We start from the raw sequence: 16,906 nt of genomic DNA on the forward strand, positions 1-16,906 counted from the left end.
ACGACACGGCAAACACCATAAAGCGACTAAACTTACTCCAGCGATGACCTACATAAAGGAGAACAAAATGAATAAAGTGGCTCAGGAATATCGCGAGTCGTTAGCGGTACTGACCGAGCGTCTGCGTCAGGGCGATCGCAATATTGATAGTCTGATTAGCGAGCGACGCAGCCAGCTGCTGGCACGTCCGGATCTGACGCCCGCTGAGGTCGATCAGGCGCTCAGCTCGGTGCGCCGCGATTTGGAAGAGTTTGCACGCAGCTATACCGATGTTGAAGAGCCGCTGGCCGATTCGCTGTTTATGCGCATCATCCGGGAAAGCGTCTGGAAAGAGCTGGCGGATATCACCGATAAAAGCCAGCTTGAGTGGCGTGAGGTGTTTCAGGATCTGCATCACCACGGCGTCTATCAGAGCGGTGAAGTGGTGGGGCTGGGCAATCTGGTGTGTGAGAAATGCCAGTTCACCCGGGCGATCTACACGCCGGAAACGCTGTCGCGCTGCCCGGAGTGTGGTCACGATCAGTTCCAGCGTCAGCCTTTCGAACCCTGAAAATCTGGCGGGCACCGGGCCTGATGCTGGGCAGTTAAGCGAGGGGTGATAACGCAGTCTGGTGCCGCCCAGGGGCTGGCGGTCCTCGCGCCGCTGCGCGGTTCCTTCACTTCATTCCTCTGCCTGACGGACCGCCCGGGATGGCACATCCTGTGCCGCCCCGCCTTTCGCCCGCGTCCTGCGGGCTCTCCTGGCAGACTCATTCTACGCAGCGCTGCGGATTGCCTGTCCCTGATCGACCCCAGCCTGCTCTGAAACTTCAGTGTGTATGGTTAAAAAGGGCACAATAGTGGAGGCCTGAGCGCCTCTGCTGCTGAAAGGGCTATCCGCAGCGCTGAGGCGTGGCGTTGGGCCAGAACTCCACGCCGGGAAGCGTGGAGAGTTCGGGGCCTGCCAGGGAGGGCCGATCCGCGAACGGTTCGTCGGCACGACGTCAAAGCCGAAGGCACGGCGTCAGCGGCGCGAGGACGGCCCGGCAGCAGCAGAGGTGCTCAGGCCCGCACCCCGGCCCGCTCACGCAGAAAAAAAGCTGCCACGTTTGACCGTGGCAGCCTTTGCAAATTTAACCTTAACTGACCAGCATCAGGGCAACCGGGCCCGCCTTTTTTAGTGCAGAAGATTAGTGCAGAATTTTTGCGAGGAAGTCTTTTGCGCGGTCAGATTGCGGGTTATTAAAGAAGTCATCTTTGTTGGTGTCTTCGATAATTTTGCCTTCATCCATGAAGATCACGCGATTGGCGACTTTACGGGCGAAGCCCATTTCATGCGTCACCACCATCATCGTCATCCCTTCATGCGCCAGTTCAACCATCACATCCAGCACTTCGTTAATCATCTCGGGATCAAGCGCGGAGGTCGGTTCATCAAACAGGATCGCAATCGGGTCCATGCAGAGCGCGCGGGCAATCGCCACACGCTGCTGCTGGCCGCCCGACAGCTGACCGGGAAACTTATCGGCATGCGCCGATAACCCCACCCGATTGAGCAGCTTCAGCCCTTTATCCCGCGCCGCGGCTTTATCGCGCTTCAGCACTTTCACCTGCGCCAGCACCAGATTATTGATAATGCTGAGGTGCGGGAACAGTTCGAAGTGCTGGAACACCATGCCGACCTTGCTGCGTAGCTGGGCGAGATTGGTTTTTTTGTTGTTCACTTCGGTGCCGTTCACCGTGATAACCCCTTGCTGAATCGGCTCCAGGCCGTTCACTGTTTTAATCAGGGTCGATTTACCGGAGCCGGACGGTCCGCATACCACCACCACTTCACCTTTTTTAACCTCGGTAGAGCAGTCGGTCAGCACCTGAAAGTGACCATACCACTTAGAAACGTTTTTCAGGCTAATCATTTAAACCGTCCTTTTTCTTTTTAGATAACTGACCAGCAGTGACGCGCTCAGGCTGATAACGAAGTAGACCAGACCGGCAAACAGAACCATTTCAACCTGGGTACCGTCGCGTTCACCAATGGTGGACGCTGTCCGGAAGAAGTCCGCCAGGCTTAAGACATAGACCAGCGAGGTATCCTGAAACAGTACGATCCCCTGAGTCAGCAGCAGTGGCACCATGGCACGAAACGCCTGCGGCAGGATGATCAGTTTCATCGACTGCCACTGGGTCATGCCCAGCGCCAGAGCCGCGTTCCCCTGACCGCGCGAAATACTGATGATGCCGGCGCGGATAATTTCAGAGTAATAGGCCGCTTCAAACAGCGAGAAGGCCACCATGGCGGAGATCAGTCGGATATCGGTTTTCGGCGATAATCCCAGCACCTGCTGCAGGAAGCTCGGTACCACCAGATAGAACCACAGCAGCACCATTACCAGCGGCACCGAGCGGAACAGGTTGACGTACAGTCTGGCGAACCAGCTGACCGGCTTGAGGGTCGACAGGCGCATCACTGCCAGCAGCGTGCCCCAGATAATGCCGAATACCACAGCGGTAATGGTGATCTTGAAAGTGATCACCAGGCCGTTAAACAGATAGGGCAGGCTGGGGGTAATTGAACTCCAGTCAAACTCGTACATTACTTGCCTCCCCCATTGCCAGGCAGACGCACTTTGCGTTCCACCAGGCTCATTAACAACATGATCACCAGGTTAATCGCGATGTAGGCCAGCGTTATGGCGGTGAAAGATTCATAGGCGTGTGCGGAGTAGTCCAGCAGTTTACCCGCCTGCGCCGCCATATCGACCAGCCCGATAGTCGAAGCGATGGCGGAATTCTTCACCAGGTTGAGCATCTCTGAAGTCATCGGCGGCACAATCACCCGATAGGCGTTGGGCAGCAGCACGTAGCGGTAGGTCTGTGGCAGGGTTAAGCCCATCGCCAGACCGGCATTCTTTTGACCGCGCGGCAGTGACTGAATCGCGGCACGCACCTGCTCACAGACGCGGGCGGCGGTAAACAGACCCAGGCAGATCACCGATGAGACGAAGAACTGAATGTTGGGGTCCAGCTCAGACTTAAACCACATGCCCAGCTTTTCACCCACCAGTTCCGGGGCCACCAGATACCAGAAGAAGAACTGCACAATCAGTGGAATGTTGCGAAACAGTTCGACATAGCAGGTGCCAATGGTCGCCAGCAGGCGATTAGGCACGGTACGCAGAATGCCGAAAAGTGAACCTACGCAGAAGGCAATAATCCAGGCGCAGCAGGAGACGGCAATCGTCACCTGAAAACCGGACCACAGCCAGCCGAGATAGGTCGTGTTACCGAACGGGGCCTGTTCGAGAAAAATGCCCCAGTTCCAATCGATACCCATAACGAGCTCCGGTAAAAAAGGGTAGCTAAGCTACCCTGAAGATTGATGAACGGCGTTTTATCTCCTGCACCAGGGGAACGACCCGGTTCAGTCTGTCTGTCCGCGCCGCGGTTTCAACAATCGAGAGGGCAGCCTGGCCGCCCTTGTTATACCCGCCGTCTTTCAGGCTGCATTTTTGTTGGCTACGTTCACACCCGAATCACTTACCTGAGCAGGCTCATCGGGATTCATTCTCTTGCCGCCTCAATGCAACCTGAAATCCATTGGGTATTTTGTTGTTAGTTCAGTGCTTTATCATTCGGCGTTTTGAACAGTGCTTTCATGTCATCCGACAGTTCAAAGTTCATGTTCAGGTTCTTCGGTGGGATCGGCTGTTTGAACCAGGTGTCGAACCATTTTTCAGCCTGGCCTGAGGTCTGGGCTTTGGCGATGGTTTCATCCACTAAAGTTTTGAACTGCGGATCGTCTTTACGCAGCATGCAACCGTAAGCCTCTTTGGACTGCGGCGTGCCTAAGATTTCCCAGTTATCGGGTTTTTTCGCTTTGGCGCGTTCACCGGCCAGCAGCGCATCATCCATCATAAAGGCCACGGCACGCCCGGTTTCCAGCGTACGGAACGAGTCGCCATGATCCTTCGCGCTGATAATGCGCATCTCCAGTTTCTGCTCGTCGTTCAGTTTGTGTAACAGTACTTCAGAGGTGGTCCCGGAGGTCACCACCACGGTTTTGCCTTTCAGGTCGGTGAAATCTTTGATGGGACCGCCTTTTTTCACCAGCAGACGGGTACCAATGACGAAAATGGTGTCAGAGAAGGCTGCCTGTTTCTGGCGCTCAAGGTTGTTGGTGGTGGATCCACACTCAAAATCGTAGGTGCCGTTTTGCAGCAGCGGGATACGGTTCTGCGAGGTAATCGGAATCATTTTGATCTGCAGGTCAGGCTTGTTCAGCTTCGCTTTAATGGCGTCCACAATGGCAGCGGAATAGGCCTGTGAGTAGCCGACGACTTTTTGCTGGTTGTCATAATAAGAAAAGGGAACTGATGATTCGCGGTGCCCGACCACAATGACGCCGTTGTCATTGATCTTCTTCAGGGTGCCGCTGAGATCTTCCGCCTGGGCCGCTCCCGCTGCTGCGCTGATCAGCAGAAGAGATAATGCCACTTTGCGTAGTTGCATGTTCCAACTCCTTCGTATGGAAAATGCACAGGATATAACCTGTGCTGATTATGATGTTGTGTGTATTTCCTGCTGCTTTTCTGGCTATCCCGTAGCGCAGCTGCGCGCAGAATAGTCACTAACATAGCGGATTGTTAACGCGATGAAACAAAAAAGTTTCTTTTTTGCGAGGTGATCCGCACCAAAAAAAGGCAATTTTTCCTGCCTGCGCGCTAACGGTGCAGGCGAAGCGATTAATTTGGTGCAACCGACCTGCTGTCAGCGTATGCAGTGCGCCTGTTTGCGAAAAACACTGAAATAATTAGCAATCATCGTGCCAGAAACGCGTTTCAGCGCGCTAACGCAGCAGAGTCTGCGGTGCGGGGAGGGGAAAATAGCGGGACAAAGCGATAAAAAAAGGCGAAGCAGCCGCTTCGCCTTTGAGCAGGATGAATCAGCGTCGGCGGCGCAGCACTGCCGCCAGAGCGGCCAGCGCCGTCAGAACCCACACCGGCCAGACGCCTGCATGGGCATAGGGAGTTTCACCAGTGGTCGGAACCACTTTGTCGGTTAACACCGCCCGGCTGAACTGCGGCAGCATCTTCTCAACCTCGCCGCTGGCGTTCACCACCGCGGTCACGCCGTTGTTGGTGCTGCGTAACAGCGGACGGCCCAGCTCCAGCGCCCGCATTCGTGCCATCTGGAAATGCTGCCATGGACCAATCGAGTGACCAAACCAGGCATCGTTAGAGACCGTCAGCAGAAAATTGGTGTCGGGATGGAAGTTGGCGCGCACCTGTTCACCCAGCACAATCTCATAGCAAATGGCGCTGGTCAGGTTGTAACCGGCCACCCTGAGCTGCGGCTGAAGGTAAGCGCCACGGCTGAAAGCGGACATCGGCAGATCGAAGAACGGAGCCAGTGGGCGCAGCAGATCGGCCAGTGGAACAAACTCGCCAAACGGCACCAGATGATTTTTCTGGTAGCGATTGCCGCTGAAGTAATTATAAGGCGCATCGCCGCCTAACACGATCACCGTGTTGTAATCGTGATAGCGGTTCTGCTCGAGGCGCGAGTCAACGATGCCGGTCACCAGAGCACTGCCGCGCGCGCGCAGCTCATCATCCAGTGAGCGCAGGAACGGCTGCTGATTACTTTCCAGATCGGTAATCGCTGATTCCGGCCAGATGATAATCGGGGTTTTGCCGATCAACGGCTGGCTGAGTCCGCTGTAAATGCGCAGCGTGTTCAGCAACTGTTGCGGGTCCCACTTCATCGACTGCGGAATGTTACCCTGTACCAGCGCGACATCGACTGCACGGGACGGTAACGGCTGAACCCACTGGATGTAGCGCAGCGGCCAGGGCAGGGCCAGCAGCAGCAGGGCCGCCGCCAGGCTTTTCACATTGCGCTGTTGCAGGGCGTACACCATCAGGCCGGCGACCACCATCAGCACAAAGGTAATGGTTTCCACGCCGCCCAGCGGTGCCACGCCTTTCAGCGGGCCGTTGATCTGGCTGTAACCAAACTGCAGCCACGGAAACCCGGTGAGGATCCAGCCGCGCAAAAACTCGGTGATCTGCCATAACGCCGGGGCCGCCAGCGCCAGACGCCATAACGTGGTGCGCGGCCACAGGCGATTAAGCAGCCCGGCAAACAGCGCCGGGTAGATCGCCAGATAGGCGGCCAGCAGCACCACCAAAAAGACGTTCACCGGGCCGGGCATCCCACCAAAGGTCGCAATGCTGACGTAAACCCAGTTGATGCCGCTGCCGAACAGGCCAAACCCCCAGACGAAGCCAATCGCACTGGCCTGAGGGCTGGTGCGATTAAGGGTCAGAAGCTGTAAGCCGCACAGCGACAGCAGTGCGGCGGGCCAGAAATCATAAGGGGAGAAGGCGAGGGTGCCAGACGCACCCGTTAATAAAGCCAGCAGCAGGCGAACCCGCTGACGCGGGTAAAGTGAGGCTAAAGCCATAAACTTATTCGTCATCCAGTTGAGGTTGTGGCGAATTATCCGGAATAGTGACATGAACCTGGATGATACGGCGGCTGTCGGCCATCGCAACTTTGAACTGGTAACCGTCGATGTCGATGCTCTCACCGCGTGCGGGCAGATGGCCGAAGCCCTGCATCACCAGGCCACCAATGGTGTCGACTTCGTCATCGCTGAACTGGGTGCCGAACACGTCATTAAAATCTTCAATCGCGGTTAACGCCCGCACCGTAAAGGTGTGGCGGTTAAGCTGACGGATGTCACGATCTTCTTCATCGTCATACTCATCCTCAATCTCACCGACGATCAGCTCCAGAATGTCTTCGATGGTGACCAGGCCGGAGACGCCGCCAAACTCATCGATCACAATCGCCATGTGGTAACGCTGAGAACGGAACTCTTTCAGCATCCGGTCTACGCGCTTGCTTTCAGGTACCACCACCGCCGGGCGCAGCACTTTCTCAATGCTGAACGGTTCAGATTCGCTGCTCATAAACGGCAGTAAATCTTTGGCCATCAGGATCCCTTCAACGTGATCTTTGTCTTCGCTGATCACCGGGAAGCGCGAATGTGCCGACTCGATAATCACATCCAGACACTCTTCGAGGTTCTGATTGCGTTTCAGGGTAATCATTTGCGAGCGCGGGATCATAATGTCACGCACGCGCTGCTCCGCAATATCCAGCACCCCTTCGAGCATGTCGCGGGTATCCTGGTCAATCAGGTCTTTATGATTTGAGTCGCGGATCAGCTCCAGTAGTTCATCACGGTTTTTCGGTTCACCGTGAAAAAGTTGGTTGATCAACAGGGAAAAGAATCCCTTTTTACTACTGGGTGCATCGCTGTTTTGAGAATGGTCGTCGCTCATGGCGGTTTTTAAAGATCTCTCTGGTGAGGAATTAACGCTGCCAGCGTAGCGCTGGCAGCAGGATAGCCGGAACCCGGAGGTCAGGCGTCTTCTTTCTCCGAAATGTACGGATCAGGATAACCAAGAGCAAGCATTATCTCGGTCTCCAGTGACTCCATCTCCTCGGCTTCGTCGTCTTCAATATGGTCGTAGCCCAGCAGATGAAGCGTGCCGTGTACCACCATGTGTGCCCAGTGGGCCTCGGTGCTTTTGTGCTGCTCAGCCGCCTCCTGCTCGACCACCTGACGACAAATAATCAGGTCACCGAGCAGCGGCAGTTCGATGCCAGGCGGCGCTTCAAACGGGAAAGAGAGCACGTTGGTCGGTTTATCTTTACCGCGATAAGTCAGATTAAGCTCATGACTTTCCGCTTCATCGACCAGACGCACCGTCACTTCGCTTTCCGGCTGGAAAGGGGTGACCGCCGCGGATAGCCAGCGGTGAAACTGGCTTTCAGTGGGCAGGTCGGCGCTGTTTTCACAGGCGATCTGCAGGTCAAGAATCACCTCGCTCATTTGCTCTCCTGCGTCACGCTCTGGGCGGCCAGCGCCTCGCGTTTACGCTCTTCCGCCTGCTGATCGCGGCGCTTCTGATCGGCCGCTTCCCAGGCTTCATAGGCGGTGACGATACGCGCTACCACCGGGTGGCGCACCACATCTTCACTGTGGAAGAAGTTGAAGCTGATCTCTTCCACTTCCGACAGCACTTCAATCGCATGACGCAGGCCCGATTTAACGTGGCGCGGCAGGTCGATCTGGGTGACGTCACCGGTAATGACCGCTTTAGAGTTGAAGCCGATACGCGTCAGGAACATCTTCATCTGTTCGATGGTGGTGTTCTGGCTCTCATCGAGAATGATAAACGCGTCATTCAGCGTACGGCCACGCATGTAGGCCAGCGGAGCCACTTCAATCACGTTGCGTTCCATCAGCTTCTCAACCCGCTCAAAGCCGAGCATCTCGAACAGCGCGTCATACAGCGGGCGCAGATAAGGGTCCACCTTCTGACTCAGATCGCCGGGCAGAAAGCCGAGTTTCTCGCCCGCTTCAACTGCCGGGCGGGTCAGCAGGATCCGACGAATCTCCTGACGTTCCAGCGCATCGACCGCCGCCGCGACTGCCAGATAGGTTTTACCGGTCCCGGCCGGGCCAACACCAAAGGTGATGTCATGGTCGAGCACGTTGGCGATGTACTGTGCCTGGTTTGGCGTGCGTGGCTTGATGACGCCGCGCTTGGTCTTGATATTGACCGCTTTGCCATATTCCGGCACGCTTTCGGCGGTCTGCTCCAGTACCCGGCTCTCTTTGATCGCCAGATGGATCTGGTCCGGCTCAATATCCGGAATGTCGCCGCGTACCGGGGCGGTATCCACATACAGTGTTTTCAGAATATCAGCCGCCGCATTCACGCAGAGTGCGCGGCCCACCAGCTTAAAGACGTTGTCCCGACGGTTGATCTCAATACCCAGACGACGTTCAAGCTGTTTCACATTGTCGTCAAATGGACCGCACAGGCTCATCAGACGACGGTTATCGGCCGGTTCAAGGGCGATTTCACGAGTTTCGATATTCAAACGAATCCTTTGGGTCACTCAGGGCCAGTTATGAGGTGTGTCTGACGCACCGTTGGGCTTAACCGGATGCACCATAACGAAATTATTTATGCCGTAACGCCTGGGCGCAAGCTTAAGAAAAGATATTTGGGCGGCACTTTCAGAAACCAAGTGCAACAAAGTGAAATTGGCGGCAATGCTGCGCGCATTGCCGCAAGTAGGGCAGGCATCAAGGCTGGAACAGACCTACGCCGATCTCGTTCTCTTTACGGGTACGGGCGATAACCGAAGCCGGGCTTTCTGCCATCCGCAGTCCCATCTCTTCTTCGGTACGCACCAGTTTGCCGCGCAGCGAGTTGGTGTAGACGTCGACGATTTCGACATCAACGAACTTGCCGATCATCTCCGGCGATCCCTCAAAGTTCACCACCCGGTTATTTTCGGTGCGGCCAGAGACTTCCATGACGTTCTTACGGGAGATCCCTTCTACCAGGATACGCTGCACCGTGCCAAGCATCCGCCGGCTGATGGCCATCGCTTGCTGATTGATGCGATCCTGCAGGATCCACAGGCGCTGCTTTTTCTCTTCTTCGCTGACGTCATCCGGCAGGTCAGCCGCCGGGGTGCCCGGACGCGCAGAGTAGATAAAGCTGAAGCTGACGTCGAAATTGACATCGGCGATCAGCTTCATGGTCTGCTCGAAATCCTGCTGGGTTTCACCCGGGAAACCGATGATGAAGTCAGAACTGATTTCGATATCCGGGCGCGCCGCACGCAGTTTACGGATAATCGCCTTATACTCCAGCGCCGTGTGTGCCCGTTTCATCAGCGTCAGGATGCGGTCGGCACCGCTCTGGACCGGCAGGTGCAGGAAGCTCACCAGCTCCGGCGTATCGCGGTAAACCTCGATAATGTCATCGGTGAACTCAATCGGGTGGCTGGTGGTAAAGCGAATACGATCGATACCGTCGATGGCCGCCACCAGGCGCAGCAGTTCAGCAAAGGTGCAGATGCCGCCATCAAAGGTGGCACCGCGATAGGCGTTGACGTTCTGGCCGAGCAGGTTAACTTCACGCACGCCCTGGGCCGCCAGCTGGGCGATCTCCAGCAGAATGTCGTCGCTCGGACGGCTGACCTCTTCACCGCGAGTATAAGGCACCACGCAGAAGGTACAGTACTTGTTGCAGCCTTCCATGATCGAGACGAAGGCGGTCGGACCTTCTGCACGCGGCTCGGGCAGACGGTCAAATTTTTCGATTTCCGGGAAGCTGATATCCACCACCGGGCTTTTGCTGCCGCGCACGGTGTTAATCATTTCTGGCAGACGGTGCAGGGTCTGCGGGCCGAAGACGATATCGACGCAGGGCGCACGCTGGCGAATATGATCCCCTTCCTGCGACGCCACGCACCCGCCGACGCCGATGATCAAATCCGGGTTACGCTCTTTTAACTTTTTCCAGCGCCCCAACTGGTGGAAAACCTTCTCCTGCGCTTTCTCGCGAATAGAACAGGTGTTGAGCAGCAGGATATCCGCCTCTTCAGCGACCTCGGTCAGCGTGTAGCCGTGCGTACTGTTCAGCAGGTCAGACATCTTAGATGAATCATACTCATTCATCTGACATCCCCAGGTTTTGATATGCAGTTTTTTTGTCATCGAACTAGCCATTGATTCAGTGCAGTGGAGGCAGGGCGCGTATTGTAATGCTTTGATGCTGTTGTGACCAGCCTAAGGGCTTTTCTGATCGTGCCACTCTTTTTCCGGTACACTTTGCTTTAATCAGACCCGTGTTGTGCAGGCTGGCGGGAAAAGAAGAAGGATATAAGCAATGCAGGATAACCAGTTTGATGTGGTGATCGTCGGTGGTGGCATGGTGGGTGCTGCGCTGGCGTGTGGGCTGACGCAGCAGCAGTTCCGCGTGGCGGTGATTGAGCGCGCCGAACCGGCCCCTTTTGCAGCAGAGAGCGATCCCGATCTGCGGATCTCGGCCATCGGCTCGTCATCGGTAGCGTTACTCAAGCAGCTTAACGTCTGGTCGCGGGTTGAGGCGATGCGATGCGCGCCGTATCGCAAGCTGGAAACCTGGGAATGGCAAACCGCGCAGGTCAGCTTCGATGCCGCCTCGCTCGGGCTGCCGGAACTGGGCTTTATGGTGGAAAACAGCGTGCTGCAACGGGCGCTGTGGGAAGAGATGCAGGCGCTGGGGGTTACGCTCTGCTGTCCGGCCACGCTGGCGAACCTGCAGCAGGAGAATGGCGGCTGGCGCGTTGACCTGAGCGGCGGCGAGACGCTGCATACCCGGCTGGTGGTGGGTGCAGATGGCGCTAACTCTCAGGTGCGGCAGATGGCGGGGATTGGCATCCACGGCTGGAGCTATGCGCAGTCTTGCCTGCTGATCAGCGTTAGCTGTGAACATCCGGCCGGCGATGCTACCTGGCAACATTTCACTCCGCAGGGGCCACGCGCTTTTCTGCCGCTGTATGACAACCGCGCCTCGCTGGTGTGGTACGACGCGCCTGCACGGATACGCCAGCTGCAGACGATGGCGCTGACTCAGCTGGAAAAAGAGATTGCCAGCCACTTCCCGGCGCGTCTGGGGCGGTTTAAAGCCCATGCTGCGGGCGGGTTCCCGCTGGTGCGGCGTCATGCGGCGCGTTACGTGCTGCCAGGACTGGCGCTGGTCGGCGATGCGGCACACACCATCAACCCGCTGGCGGGGCAGGGCGTTAATCTCGGTTACCGCGATATTGATGCGTTGATTGAGGTGCTGGTGAGCGCGCGCGGCGCGGCGGAAGACTGGGCGGCTGAGCGGATATTGCAGCGCTATCAGCGTCAGCGTCGCACCGACAATATGCTGATGCAGGGCGGAATGGATCTGTTCTATTTCGCCTTCAGCAATCAGCTGGCACCGCTGCGCTTTGCGCGTAACCTTGGGTTGATCGCCGCCGAACATTCCGGCGTGCTGAAGCGTCAGGTGTTGCGCTATGCGCTGGGATTGTAAATCAGCCTGATGGTGTAATACGGCTCGTGATAAGGCGGGCCGCTACCCTGACCGGCAACTGACCGGAAAGCACAAAAACAACAAAGCCCGCAAAAGCGGGCTTTGTTGTGCAATTTGGCTGGGGTGCAGGGATTCGAACCCCGGAATGCTGGTATCAGAAACCAGTGCCTTACCGCTTGGCGACACCCCAATAGGTGTTAATTCAAATTGTCTTTTGTGTGGCTGGGGTGCAGGGATTCGAACCCCGGAATGCTGGTATCAGAAACCAGTGCCTTACCGCTTGGCGACACCCCAATAATATGGTGGCTACGACGGGAATCGAACCTGTGACCCCAGCATTATGAGTGCTGTGCTCTAACCAGCTGAGCTACGTAGCCAAATTGTACTGCATTTCGATGCTGGCTGGGATACCTGGATTCGAACCAGGGAATGCCGGTATCAAAAACCGGTGCCTTACCGCTTGGCGATATCCCATTCGTCCACTCGCAGCCACGAGATTCATCGAAATTGGCTGGGGTACCTGGATTCGAACCAGGGAATGCCGGTATCAAAAACCGGTGCCTTACCGCTTGGCGATACCCCATCCATGCTGCCGAATAATGAAATGGTGCGGGAGGCGAGACTTGAACTCGCACACCTTGCGGCGCCAGAACCTAAATCTGGTGCGTCTACCAATTTCGCCACTCCCGCAAAAAAAGATGGTGGCTACGACGGGAATCGAACCTGTGACCCCAGCATTATGAGTGCTGTGCTCTAACCAGCTGAGCTACGTAGCCATCTTTTTTTCGCGTAACCTTCATCGGCGTTGCGGGGCGCATTATGCGGAGTTGACTTAACAGCGTCAACAAGTTTTTTGCCGTTTTTTTGCTGATAACCGCTGTTTGACTGGCTTATGACCAGGCTGGCGGTTTATTCAACAATTTTTCAGTGAATACAACGCAGATGATAAAAAAAATGGGCCTTAAACGGCCCATTTTTCATCTCTTCTGATACGGCTATTTATAGGCTGACTGATGCACACCCACCGCGCGACCGGATGGATCGTCCATGTTTTTAAACGCTTCGTCCCATTCAATCGCTTTGGCTGAGGAGCAGGCCACCGATGGACCACCTGGCACGCACTCTGCCGCACTCGGTAACGGGAACAGCTCTTCAAAAATTTCACGATACAGATACGCTTCTTTCGAACCCGGCGTGTTGAACGGGAAACGGAAGTGCGCGGTGGCCAGTTGCTGATCGCTGATTTGCTTCGCGGCAACCTCTTTCAGGGAGTCGATCCAGCTATAACCAACGCCGTCTGAGAACTGCTCTTTCTGCCGCCACGCCACGCTTTCCGGCAGGTATGAAGAGAAACATTCACGCAGGATGTGCTTCTCCATTTTGCCGTTGCTGCCACACATTTTGTCGGCCGGGTTGATGCGCATCGCTACGTCGAGGAATTTTTTATCCAGGAAGGGCACACGCGCTTCCACGCCCCAGGCTGACATCGCCTTGTTGGCACGGGCGCAGTCGAACATGTGCAGTGCCTGCAGTTTACGCACGTTTTCTTCGTGGAACTCTTTGGCGTTCGGCGCTTTATGGAAGTAGAGGTAGCCGCCGAACACTTCATCTGCGCCTTCACCCGACAGCACCATCTTAATGCCCATCGCTTTAATCTTACGTGACATCAGGTACATCGGCGTGGAGGCGCGGATGGTGGTGACGTCGTAAGTTTCAATGTGATAAATCACATCGCGAATCGCATCCAGACCTTCCTGCACGGTGAAATGAATTTCGTGGTGCACGGTGCCGAGATGTTCCGCCACGGATTTAGCCGCTTTCAGATCGGGCGATCCCTCCAGGCCCACTGCGAACGAGTGCAGCTGCGGCCACCAGGCATCACTTTTATCCTGATCTTCGACCCGCTTAGCGGCAAAGCGCTTGGTGACGGCAGAAATGATTGACGAATCGAGTCCGCCCGACAGCAGCACACCGTAAGGAACATCTGACATCAGATGGCTTTTTACTGACTCTTCCAGCGCATGCTTCAGGCCCGCAGCGTCGGTGGTGTTGTGCTCTACGTTTTTGTATTCCATCCAGTCACGCTGCCAGTAACGACGGATTTCGCCATCGGTGCTGGAGAGGTAGCTGCCCGGCGGGAACTCTTTGATTGAACGGCAGACCGGCACCAGCGCTTTCATCTCTGACGCGACATACAGGTTGCCATGCTCATCGTTACCCATATAGAGCGGGATGATACCGATGTGATCGCGGCCGATCAGGTAAGTGTTTTTTACACTGTCATACAGGATAAAAGCGAACATGCCTTCCAGATCGTCGAGGAAATCGACCCCTTTTTCCTGATACAGCGCCAGGATGACTTCACAGTCAGATCCGGTCTGGAACTGATAGCGATCGCTCAATTCTGCGCGCAGTGCCTGATGGTTATAGATTTCGCCGTTAACCGCCAGAACATGAGTGTGGTCGGCGTTGTACAGCGGCTGTGCGCCGTTGTTGACGTCAACGATTGAGAGACGTTCATGCGCCAGGATTGCATGGTCATCAGCATAGACACCAGACCAGTCCGGGCCGCGATGACGCATTAAGCGTGAACATTCCAGCGCTTTTTTGCGCAGCTCAACAGGATCGGTTTTCAGATCCAGCACACCAAAAATTGAACACATAACTGACTCCTGAGCTCACCTTACGGCGATGTTATCTTTTGCGTTTGTCCGGCAGCCTGACGCTGCGTGATGTATAAGAAAATGCGCTATTTGGTGCATTCAATGCAAGAGGAATCGCGATTTACTGATAAAAAGATTGTTGTCATGGCAATAAAATTGAATAAACCACAATTTAACAACGTTTTTATTGTCGGATCGGTAATGAAATGCATTTTCTGGCTGAATTTTAGCCGAAAGAGAGGGCGGGTAATCGGTCGAAAAGAGGGAACGCATCACGCTTTAGCCCGATGCGTCATAAGAAAAAGGCATCAGAACAGGTCAATGTCCGCGACTGAAGGGTAGATCCAGTCAGGCCGGAACGGCATGGCATCAATATCGCTTAAGGTTGATACGCCCGACAGCACCAGCACCGTCTCCAGCCCGGCCTGAAAACCGGCCAGAATATCGGTGCGCAGATTGTCACCGACAATCACCGTCTCTTCCGAGTGCGCCTGCATTTTGTTCAGGGCGGCACGCATAATGTACGGACTCGGTTTGCCGACGTAGAACGGGCGGCGACCGGAAATCTTCTCGATGCCGGCACACAGCGCGCCACAGGCCGGCACAAAGCCGCGCGCATGGGTGTCAGGGTTGGTGGCGATGAACCGCGCGCCGTTGGCGACAAAAAAAGCTGCCTTGTGCATCATGTCCCAGTTAAACGAGCGCGTTTCCCCGACGATGACGAAATCAGGGTTGATATCGGTGATGGTAAAGCCGGCTTTGTAGAGTTCGTGGATCAGCGCACCTTCGCCTATCACATAGGCTTTTTTGCCTTCCTGACGGCGCAGAAAGTCTGCCGTGGCCATCGCCGAAGTGTAGAACACCGAGTCCGGCACCTCTACGCCCGCCGAGGCGAAACGGTTGGCCAGATCCTGCGCGGTTTGCGAAGGGTAGTTAGTCAGCACCACCAGCGGCATCTCCTTCGCCAGAATGCGCTGCAAAAATTCCTGTGCGCCGGGAACTGCCGTGTTGTCGTGCATCAGCACGCCATCAATATCACAAATTACGCTTTTAATGGTCATAGTCAGATCCGATGTGGCCCGCCAGAGTGGCAGGCTGAGCTTATTCTTCGAGAAGATGTTGCAGCAGAATGCCGTTAAGCATGGCACGTTTTGCCAGCGCAAAGGCGCCGATTGCCGAACGATGATCTAAGGTCGAACGCACCACCGGCAGATTTTTGCGGAAGGCGGCGAGCGCCTGTGTGTTAATGCAGCCTTCAATCGCCGGCAGCAGGACTTTTTCTGCATCGGTGATTTCACCGGCCAGCACCACTTTTTGCGGATTAAACAGGTTGATGGCAATCGCGATAGCTTTACCGAGGTAGCGGCCGACGTATTCGATCACTTCGCAGGCCAGCGCATCACCCTGATTAGCCGCTTTACAGATTTGCGGCATCTGGCACGCCTCCAGCGTCAGCACGCTGGGATAGCCCTGATTGAGCAGATGACGCACCCGATTCTCAATCGCGCCGTTGGCGGCGATGGTTTCGAGGCAGCCAAAGTTACCACAGTGGCAGCGTTCGCCCAGCGGATCGACCTGAATATGGCCAATCTCACCGACGTTACCGTTGCTGCCGAGAAAAATATGCCCGTTGGCGATGATACCGGCCCCGGTGCCGCGATGTAAGCGCACCAGAATGGAGTCGGCGCAGTCACGGCTTGCCCCAAAGTAGTGCTCAGCCAGCGCCAGGCTGCGGATGTCGTGACCGACAAAACTGGTCACGCGAAAGCGCTCTTTCAGGCTGGCGACCAGCGGCCAGTGACTGACAGCGATGTGCGGCATATAGCGGATCACCCCGTTAATCGGGTCAACCAGCCCGGGCAGGATCACCGAAATCGCGATCAGCTCGCGTATTTTGCGCTGGTGCTGCTCAATGAAGGCGCTGATGGCGTTGAACAGCGCATGCTGCAGCGTCTCCTGGGTGCGTTCCGGCAGCGCATAATCCTCCTGCGCCAGCGATTTTCCGCTCAGATCAAACAGCGTCAGGGTCGCATCGTTGCGTCCAAGCCGGACGCCGATGGTATGGAAATTGCGGGTTTCAGTAATGATGGAGATAGCGCGGCGACCGCCGGTAGAGGCTTGCTGGTCCACCTCTTTGATCAATCCGCGCTCTATCAATTGACGGGTAATTTTGGTGACGCTGGCGGGCGCAAGCTGGCTGAGTTCGGCAATCTGAATGCGCGATATCGGCCCCTGTTGATCAATCAGCCGGTAAACGGCCGCACTATTGAGTTGCTTAACAAGATCGACATTTCCTATTTGTGACTGGCCGCCAGTGGTCAT

The 16,906-nt window shown here is 55.8% G+C and carries 14 protein-coding genes and 7 tRNA genes; 2 read left to right on the forward strand and 19 right to left on the reverse strand.

Translation table 11 applies throughout. The features are described 5' to 3' along the window. Window positions 1–67 precede the first annotated feature (67 nt). Window positions 68–550: a zinc ribbon-containing protein gene (locus tag AC6I8I_RS05345; protein ID WP_312053678.1), complete on the forward strand. Its 483-nt coding sequence runs from the start codon at window positions 68–70 to the stop codon at window positions 548–550. A 619-nt stretch (window positions 551–1,169) separates the two neighbouring features. Here the strand turns inward: AC6I8I_RS05345 and AC6I8I_RS05350 are convergent. The 9 genes from AC6I8I_RS05350 to miaB all read right to left on the reverse strand — a co-directional run bounded on the left by AC6I8I_RS05350 (window position 1,170) and on the right by miaB (window position 10,576). Continuing rightward, a complete protein-coding gene (locus AC6I8I_RS05350) occupies window positions 1,170–1,895 on the reverse strand; it encodes an amino acid ABC transporter ATP-binding protein (protein WP_497828405.1) in 726 nt (241 codons plus the stop codon). Further along, window positions 1,896–2,573, reverse strand: coding sequence for a glutamate/aspartate ABC transporter permease GltK (gltK, locus tag AC6I8I_RS05355; RefSeq protein ID WP_312053679.1), 678 nt, complete (start codon window positions 2,571–2,573; stop codon window positions 1,896–1,898). Next, window positions 2,573–3,313, reverse strand: coding sequence for an amino acid ABC transporter permease (locus AC6I8I_RS05360; protein ID WP_312053681.1), 741 nt, complete (start codon window positions 3,311–3,313; stop codon window positions 2,573–2,575). The genes gltK and AC6I8I_RS05360 overlap by 1 nt, the downstream gene beginning before the upstream one ends. Window positions 3,314–3,591: 278 nt before the next feature. Next, window positions 3,592–4,488: an amino acid ABC transporter substrate-binding protein gene (locus AC6I8I_RS05365; RefSeq protein WP_312053682.1), complete on the reverse strand. Its 897-nt coding sequence runs from the start codon at window positions 4,486–4,488 to the stop codon at window positions 3,592–3,594. Window positions 4,489–4,921: 433 nt separating this feature from the next. Next, window positions 4,922–6,445 (reverse strand): apolipoprotein N-acyltransferase, encoded by a 1,524-nt coding sequence (lnt, locus tag AC6I8I_RS05370; RefSeq protein ID WP_497828406.1) that lies wholly within the window; start codon window positions 6,443–6,445, stop codon window positions 4,922–4,924. Window positions 6,446–6,449: 4 nt separating this feature from the next. Next, on the reverse strand, window positions 6,450–7,331 hold the full coding sequence (corC, locus tag AC6I8I_RS05375; protein WP_312053686.1) for a CNNM family magnesium/cobalt transport protein CorC: 882 nt from the start codon (window positions 7,329–7,331) through the stop codon (window positions 6,450–6,452). Between the two features lie 80 nt (window positions 7,332–7,411). Continuing rightward, entirely contained in the window at window positions 7,412–7,885 is a 474-nt protein-coding gene (ybeY, locus tag AC6I8I_RS05380; RefSeq protein WP_031374793.1) for an rRNA maturation RNase YbeY, read from the reverse strand. Beyond that, a complete protein-coding gene (locus AC6I8I_RS05385) occupies window positions 7,882–8,943 on the reverse strand; it encodes a PhoH family protein (protein WP_031374794.1) in 1,062 nt (353 codons plus the stop codon). The genes ybeY and AC6I8I_RS05385 overlap by 4 nt, the downstream gene beginning before the upstream one ends. Window positions 8,944–9,151: 208 nt before the next feature. Next, window positions 9,152–10,576 carry a tRNA (N6-isopentenyl adenosine(37)-C2)-methylthiotransferase MiaB gene (gene miaB / locus AC6I8I_RS05390; protein ID WP_312053690.1) on the reverse strand — a complete coding sequence of 475 codons (1,425 nt, stop codon included), beginning with the start codon at window positions 10,574–10,576 and terminating at the stop codon, window positions 9,152–9,154. Window positions 10,577–10,748: 172 nt separating this feature from the next. Between miaB and ubiF the strand changes: the two genes are divergently transcribed. Then, window positions 10,749–11,921: a 3-demethoxyubiquinol 3-hydroxylase gene (gene ubiF, locus AC6I8I_RS05395; RefSeq protein WP_312053692.1), complete on the forward strand. Its 1,173-nt coding sequence runs from the start codon at window positions 10,749–10,751 to the stop codon at window positions 11,919–11,921. Window positions 11,922–12,036: 115 nt separating this feature from the next. On the opposite strand, the gene AC6I8I_RS05400 is transcribed toward ubiF, so the two are convergent. The 10 genes from AC6I8I_RS05400 to nagC all read right to left on the reverse strand — a co-directional run bounded on the left by AC6I8I_RS05400 (window position 12,037) and on the right by nagC (window position 16,906). Continuing rightward, window positions 12,037–12,111: transfer RNA gene (locus tag AC6I8I_RS05400), tRNA-Gln, on the reverse strand. Between the two features lie 29 nt (window positions 12,112–12,140). Next, a tRNA-Gln gene (locus AC6I8I_RS05405) sits at window positions 12,141–12,215 on the reverse strand. Between the two features lie 6 nt (window positions 12,216–12,221). After that, a tRNA-Met gene (locus tag AC6I8I_RS05410) sits at window positions 12,222–12,298 on the reverse strand. A 22-nt stretch (window positions 12,299–12,320) separates the two neighbouring features. Then, window positions 12,321–12,395, reverse strand: a tRNA-Gln gene (locus AC6I8I_RS05415). A 34-nt stretch (window positions 12,396–12,429) separates the two neighbouring features. Beyond that, window positions 12,430–12,504, reverse strand: a tRNA-Gln gene (locus tag AC6I8I_RS05420). 22 nt (window positions 12,505–12,526) lie between these two features. Further along, window positions 12,527–12,611: transfer RNA gene (locus AC6I8I_RS05425), tRNA-Leu, on the reverse strand. 9 nt (window positions 12,612–12,620) lie between these two features. Further along, window positions 12,621–12,697, reverse strand: a tRNA-Met gene (locus AC6I8I_RS05430). A gap of 219 nt (window positions 12,698–12,916) precedes the next feature. Further along, entirely contained in the window at window positions 12,917–14,584 is a 1,668-nt protein-coding gene (gene asnB, locus AC6I8I_RS05435) for an asparagine synthase B (RefSeq protein WP_312758074.1), read from the reverse strand. A gap of 308 nt (window positions 14,585–14,892) precedes the next feature. Then, complete coding sequence (locus AC6I8I_RS05440) at window positions 14,893–15,645, reverse strand: HAD-IIA family hydrolase (protein WP_031374799.1); 753 nt, start codon at window positions 15,643–15,645, stop codon at window positions 14,893–14,895. A 40-nt stretch (window positions 15,646–15,685) separates the two neighbouring features. Beyond that, window positions 15,686–16,906 carry a DNA-binding transcriptional regulator NagC gene (gene nagC / locus AC6I8I_RS05445; RefSeq protein WP_312053696.1) on the reverse strand — a complete coding sequence of 407 codons (1,221 nt, stop codon included), beginning with the start codon at window positions 16,904–16,906 and terminating at the stop codon, window positions 15,686–15,688.

Source organism: Pantoea sp. X-Soil-YNGN-775, from assembly GCF_059730575.1.

What these genes read in the sequence shown, in the direction of transcription:
- AC6I8I_RS05345 (WP_312053678.1), top strand. Translation starts at nt 68, where the DNA reads ATGAATAAAGTGGCTCAGGAATATCGCGAGTCGTTAGCGGTACTGACC.
- AC6I8I_RS05360 (WP_312053681.1), bottom strand. Translation starts at nt 3,313, where the DNA reads ATGGGTATCGATTGGAACTGGGGCATTTTTCTCGAACAGGCCCCGTTC.
- ubiF (WP_312053692.1), top strand. Translation starts at nt 10,749, where the DNA reads ATGCAGGATAACCAGTTTGATGTGGTGATCGTCGGTGGTGGCATGGTG.
- AC6I8I_RS05365 (WP_312053682.1), bottom strand. Translation starts at nt 4,488, where the DNA reads ATGCAACTACGCAAAGTGGCATTATCTCTTCTGCTGATCAGCGCAGCA.
- AC6I8I_RS05440 (WP_031374799.1), bottom strand. Translation starts at nt 15,645, where the DNA reads ATGACCATTAAAAGCGTAATTTGTGATATTGATGGCGTGCTGATGCAC.
- ybeY (WP_031374793.1), bottom strand. Translation starts at nt 7,885, where the DNA reads ATGAGCGAGGTGATTCTTGACCTGCAGATCGCCTGTGAAAACAGCGCC.
- AC6I8I_RS05350 (WP_497828405.1), bottom strand. Translation starts at nt 1,895, where the DNA reads ATGATTAGCCTGAAAAACGTTTCTAAGTGGTATGGTCACTTTCAGGTG.
- corC (WP_312053686.1), bottom strand. Translation starts at nt 7,331, where the DNA reads ATGAGCGACGACCATTCTCAAAACAGCGATGCACCCAGTAGTAAAAAG.
- asnB (WP_312758074.1), bottom strand. Translation starts at nt 14,584, where the DNA reads ATGTGTTCAATTTTTGGTGTGCTGGATCTGAAAACCGATCCTGTTGAG.
- nagC (WP_312053696.1), bottom strand. Translation starts at nt 16,906, where the DNA reads ATGACCACTGGCGGCCAGTCACAAATAGGAAATGTCGATCTTGTTAAG.
- gltK (WP_312053679.1), bottom strand. Translation starts at nt 2,573, where the DNA reads ATGTACGAGTTTGACTGGAGTTCAATTACCCCCAGCCTGCCCTATCTG.
- miaB (WP_312053690.1), bottom strand. Translation starts at nt 10,576, where the DNA reads ATGACAAAAAAACTGCATATCAAAACCTGGGGATGTCAGATGAATGAG.
- lnt (WP_497828406.1), bottom strand. Translation starts at nt 6,445, where the DNA reads ATGGCTTTAGCCTCACTTTACCCGCGTCAGCGGGTTCGCCTGCTGCTG.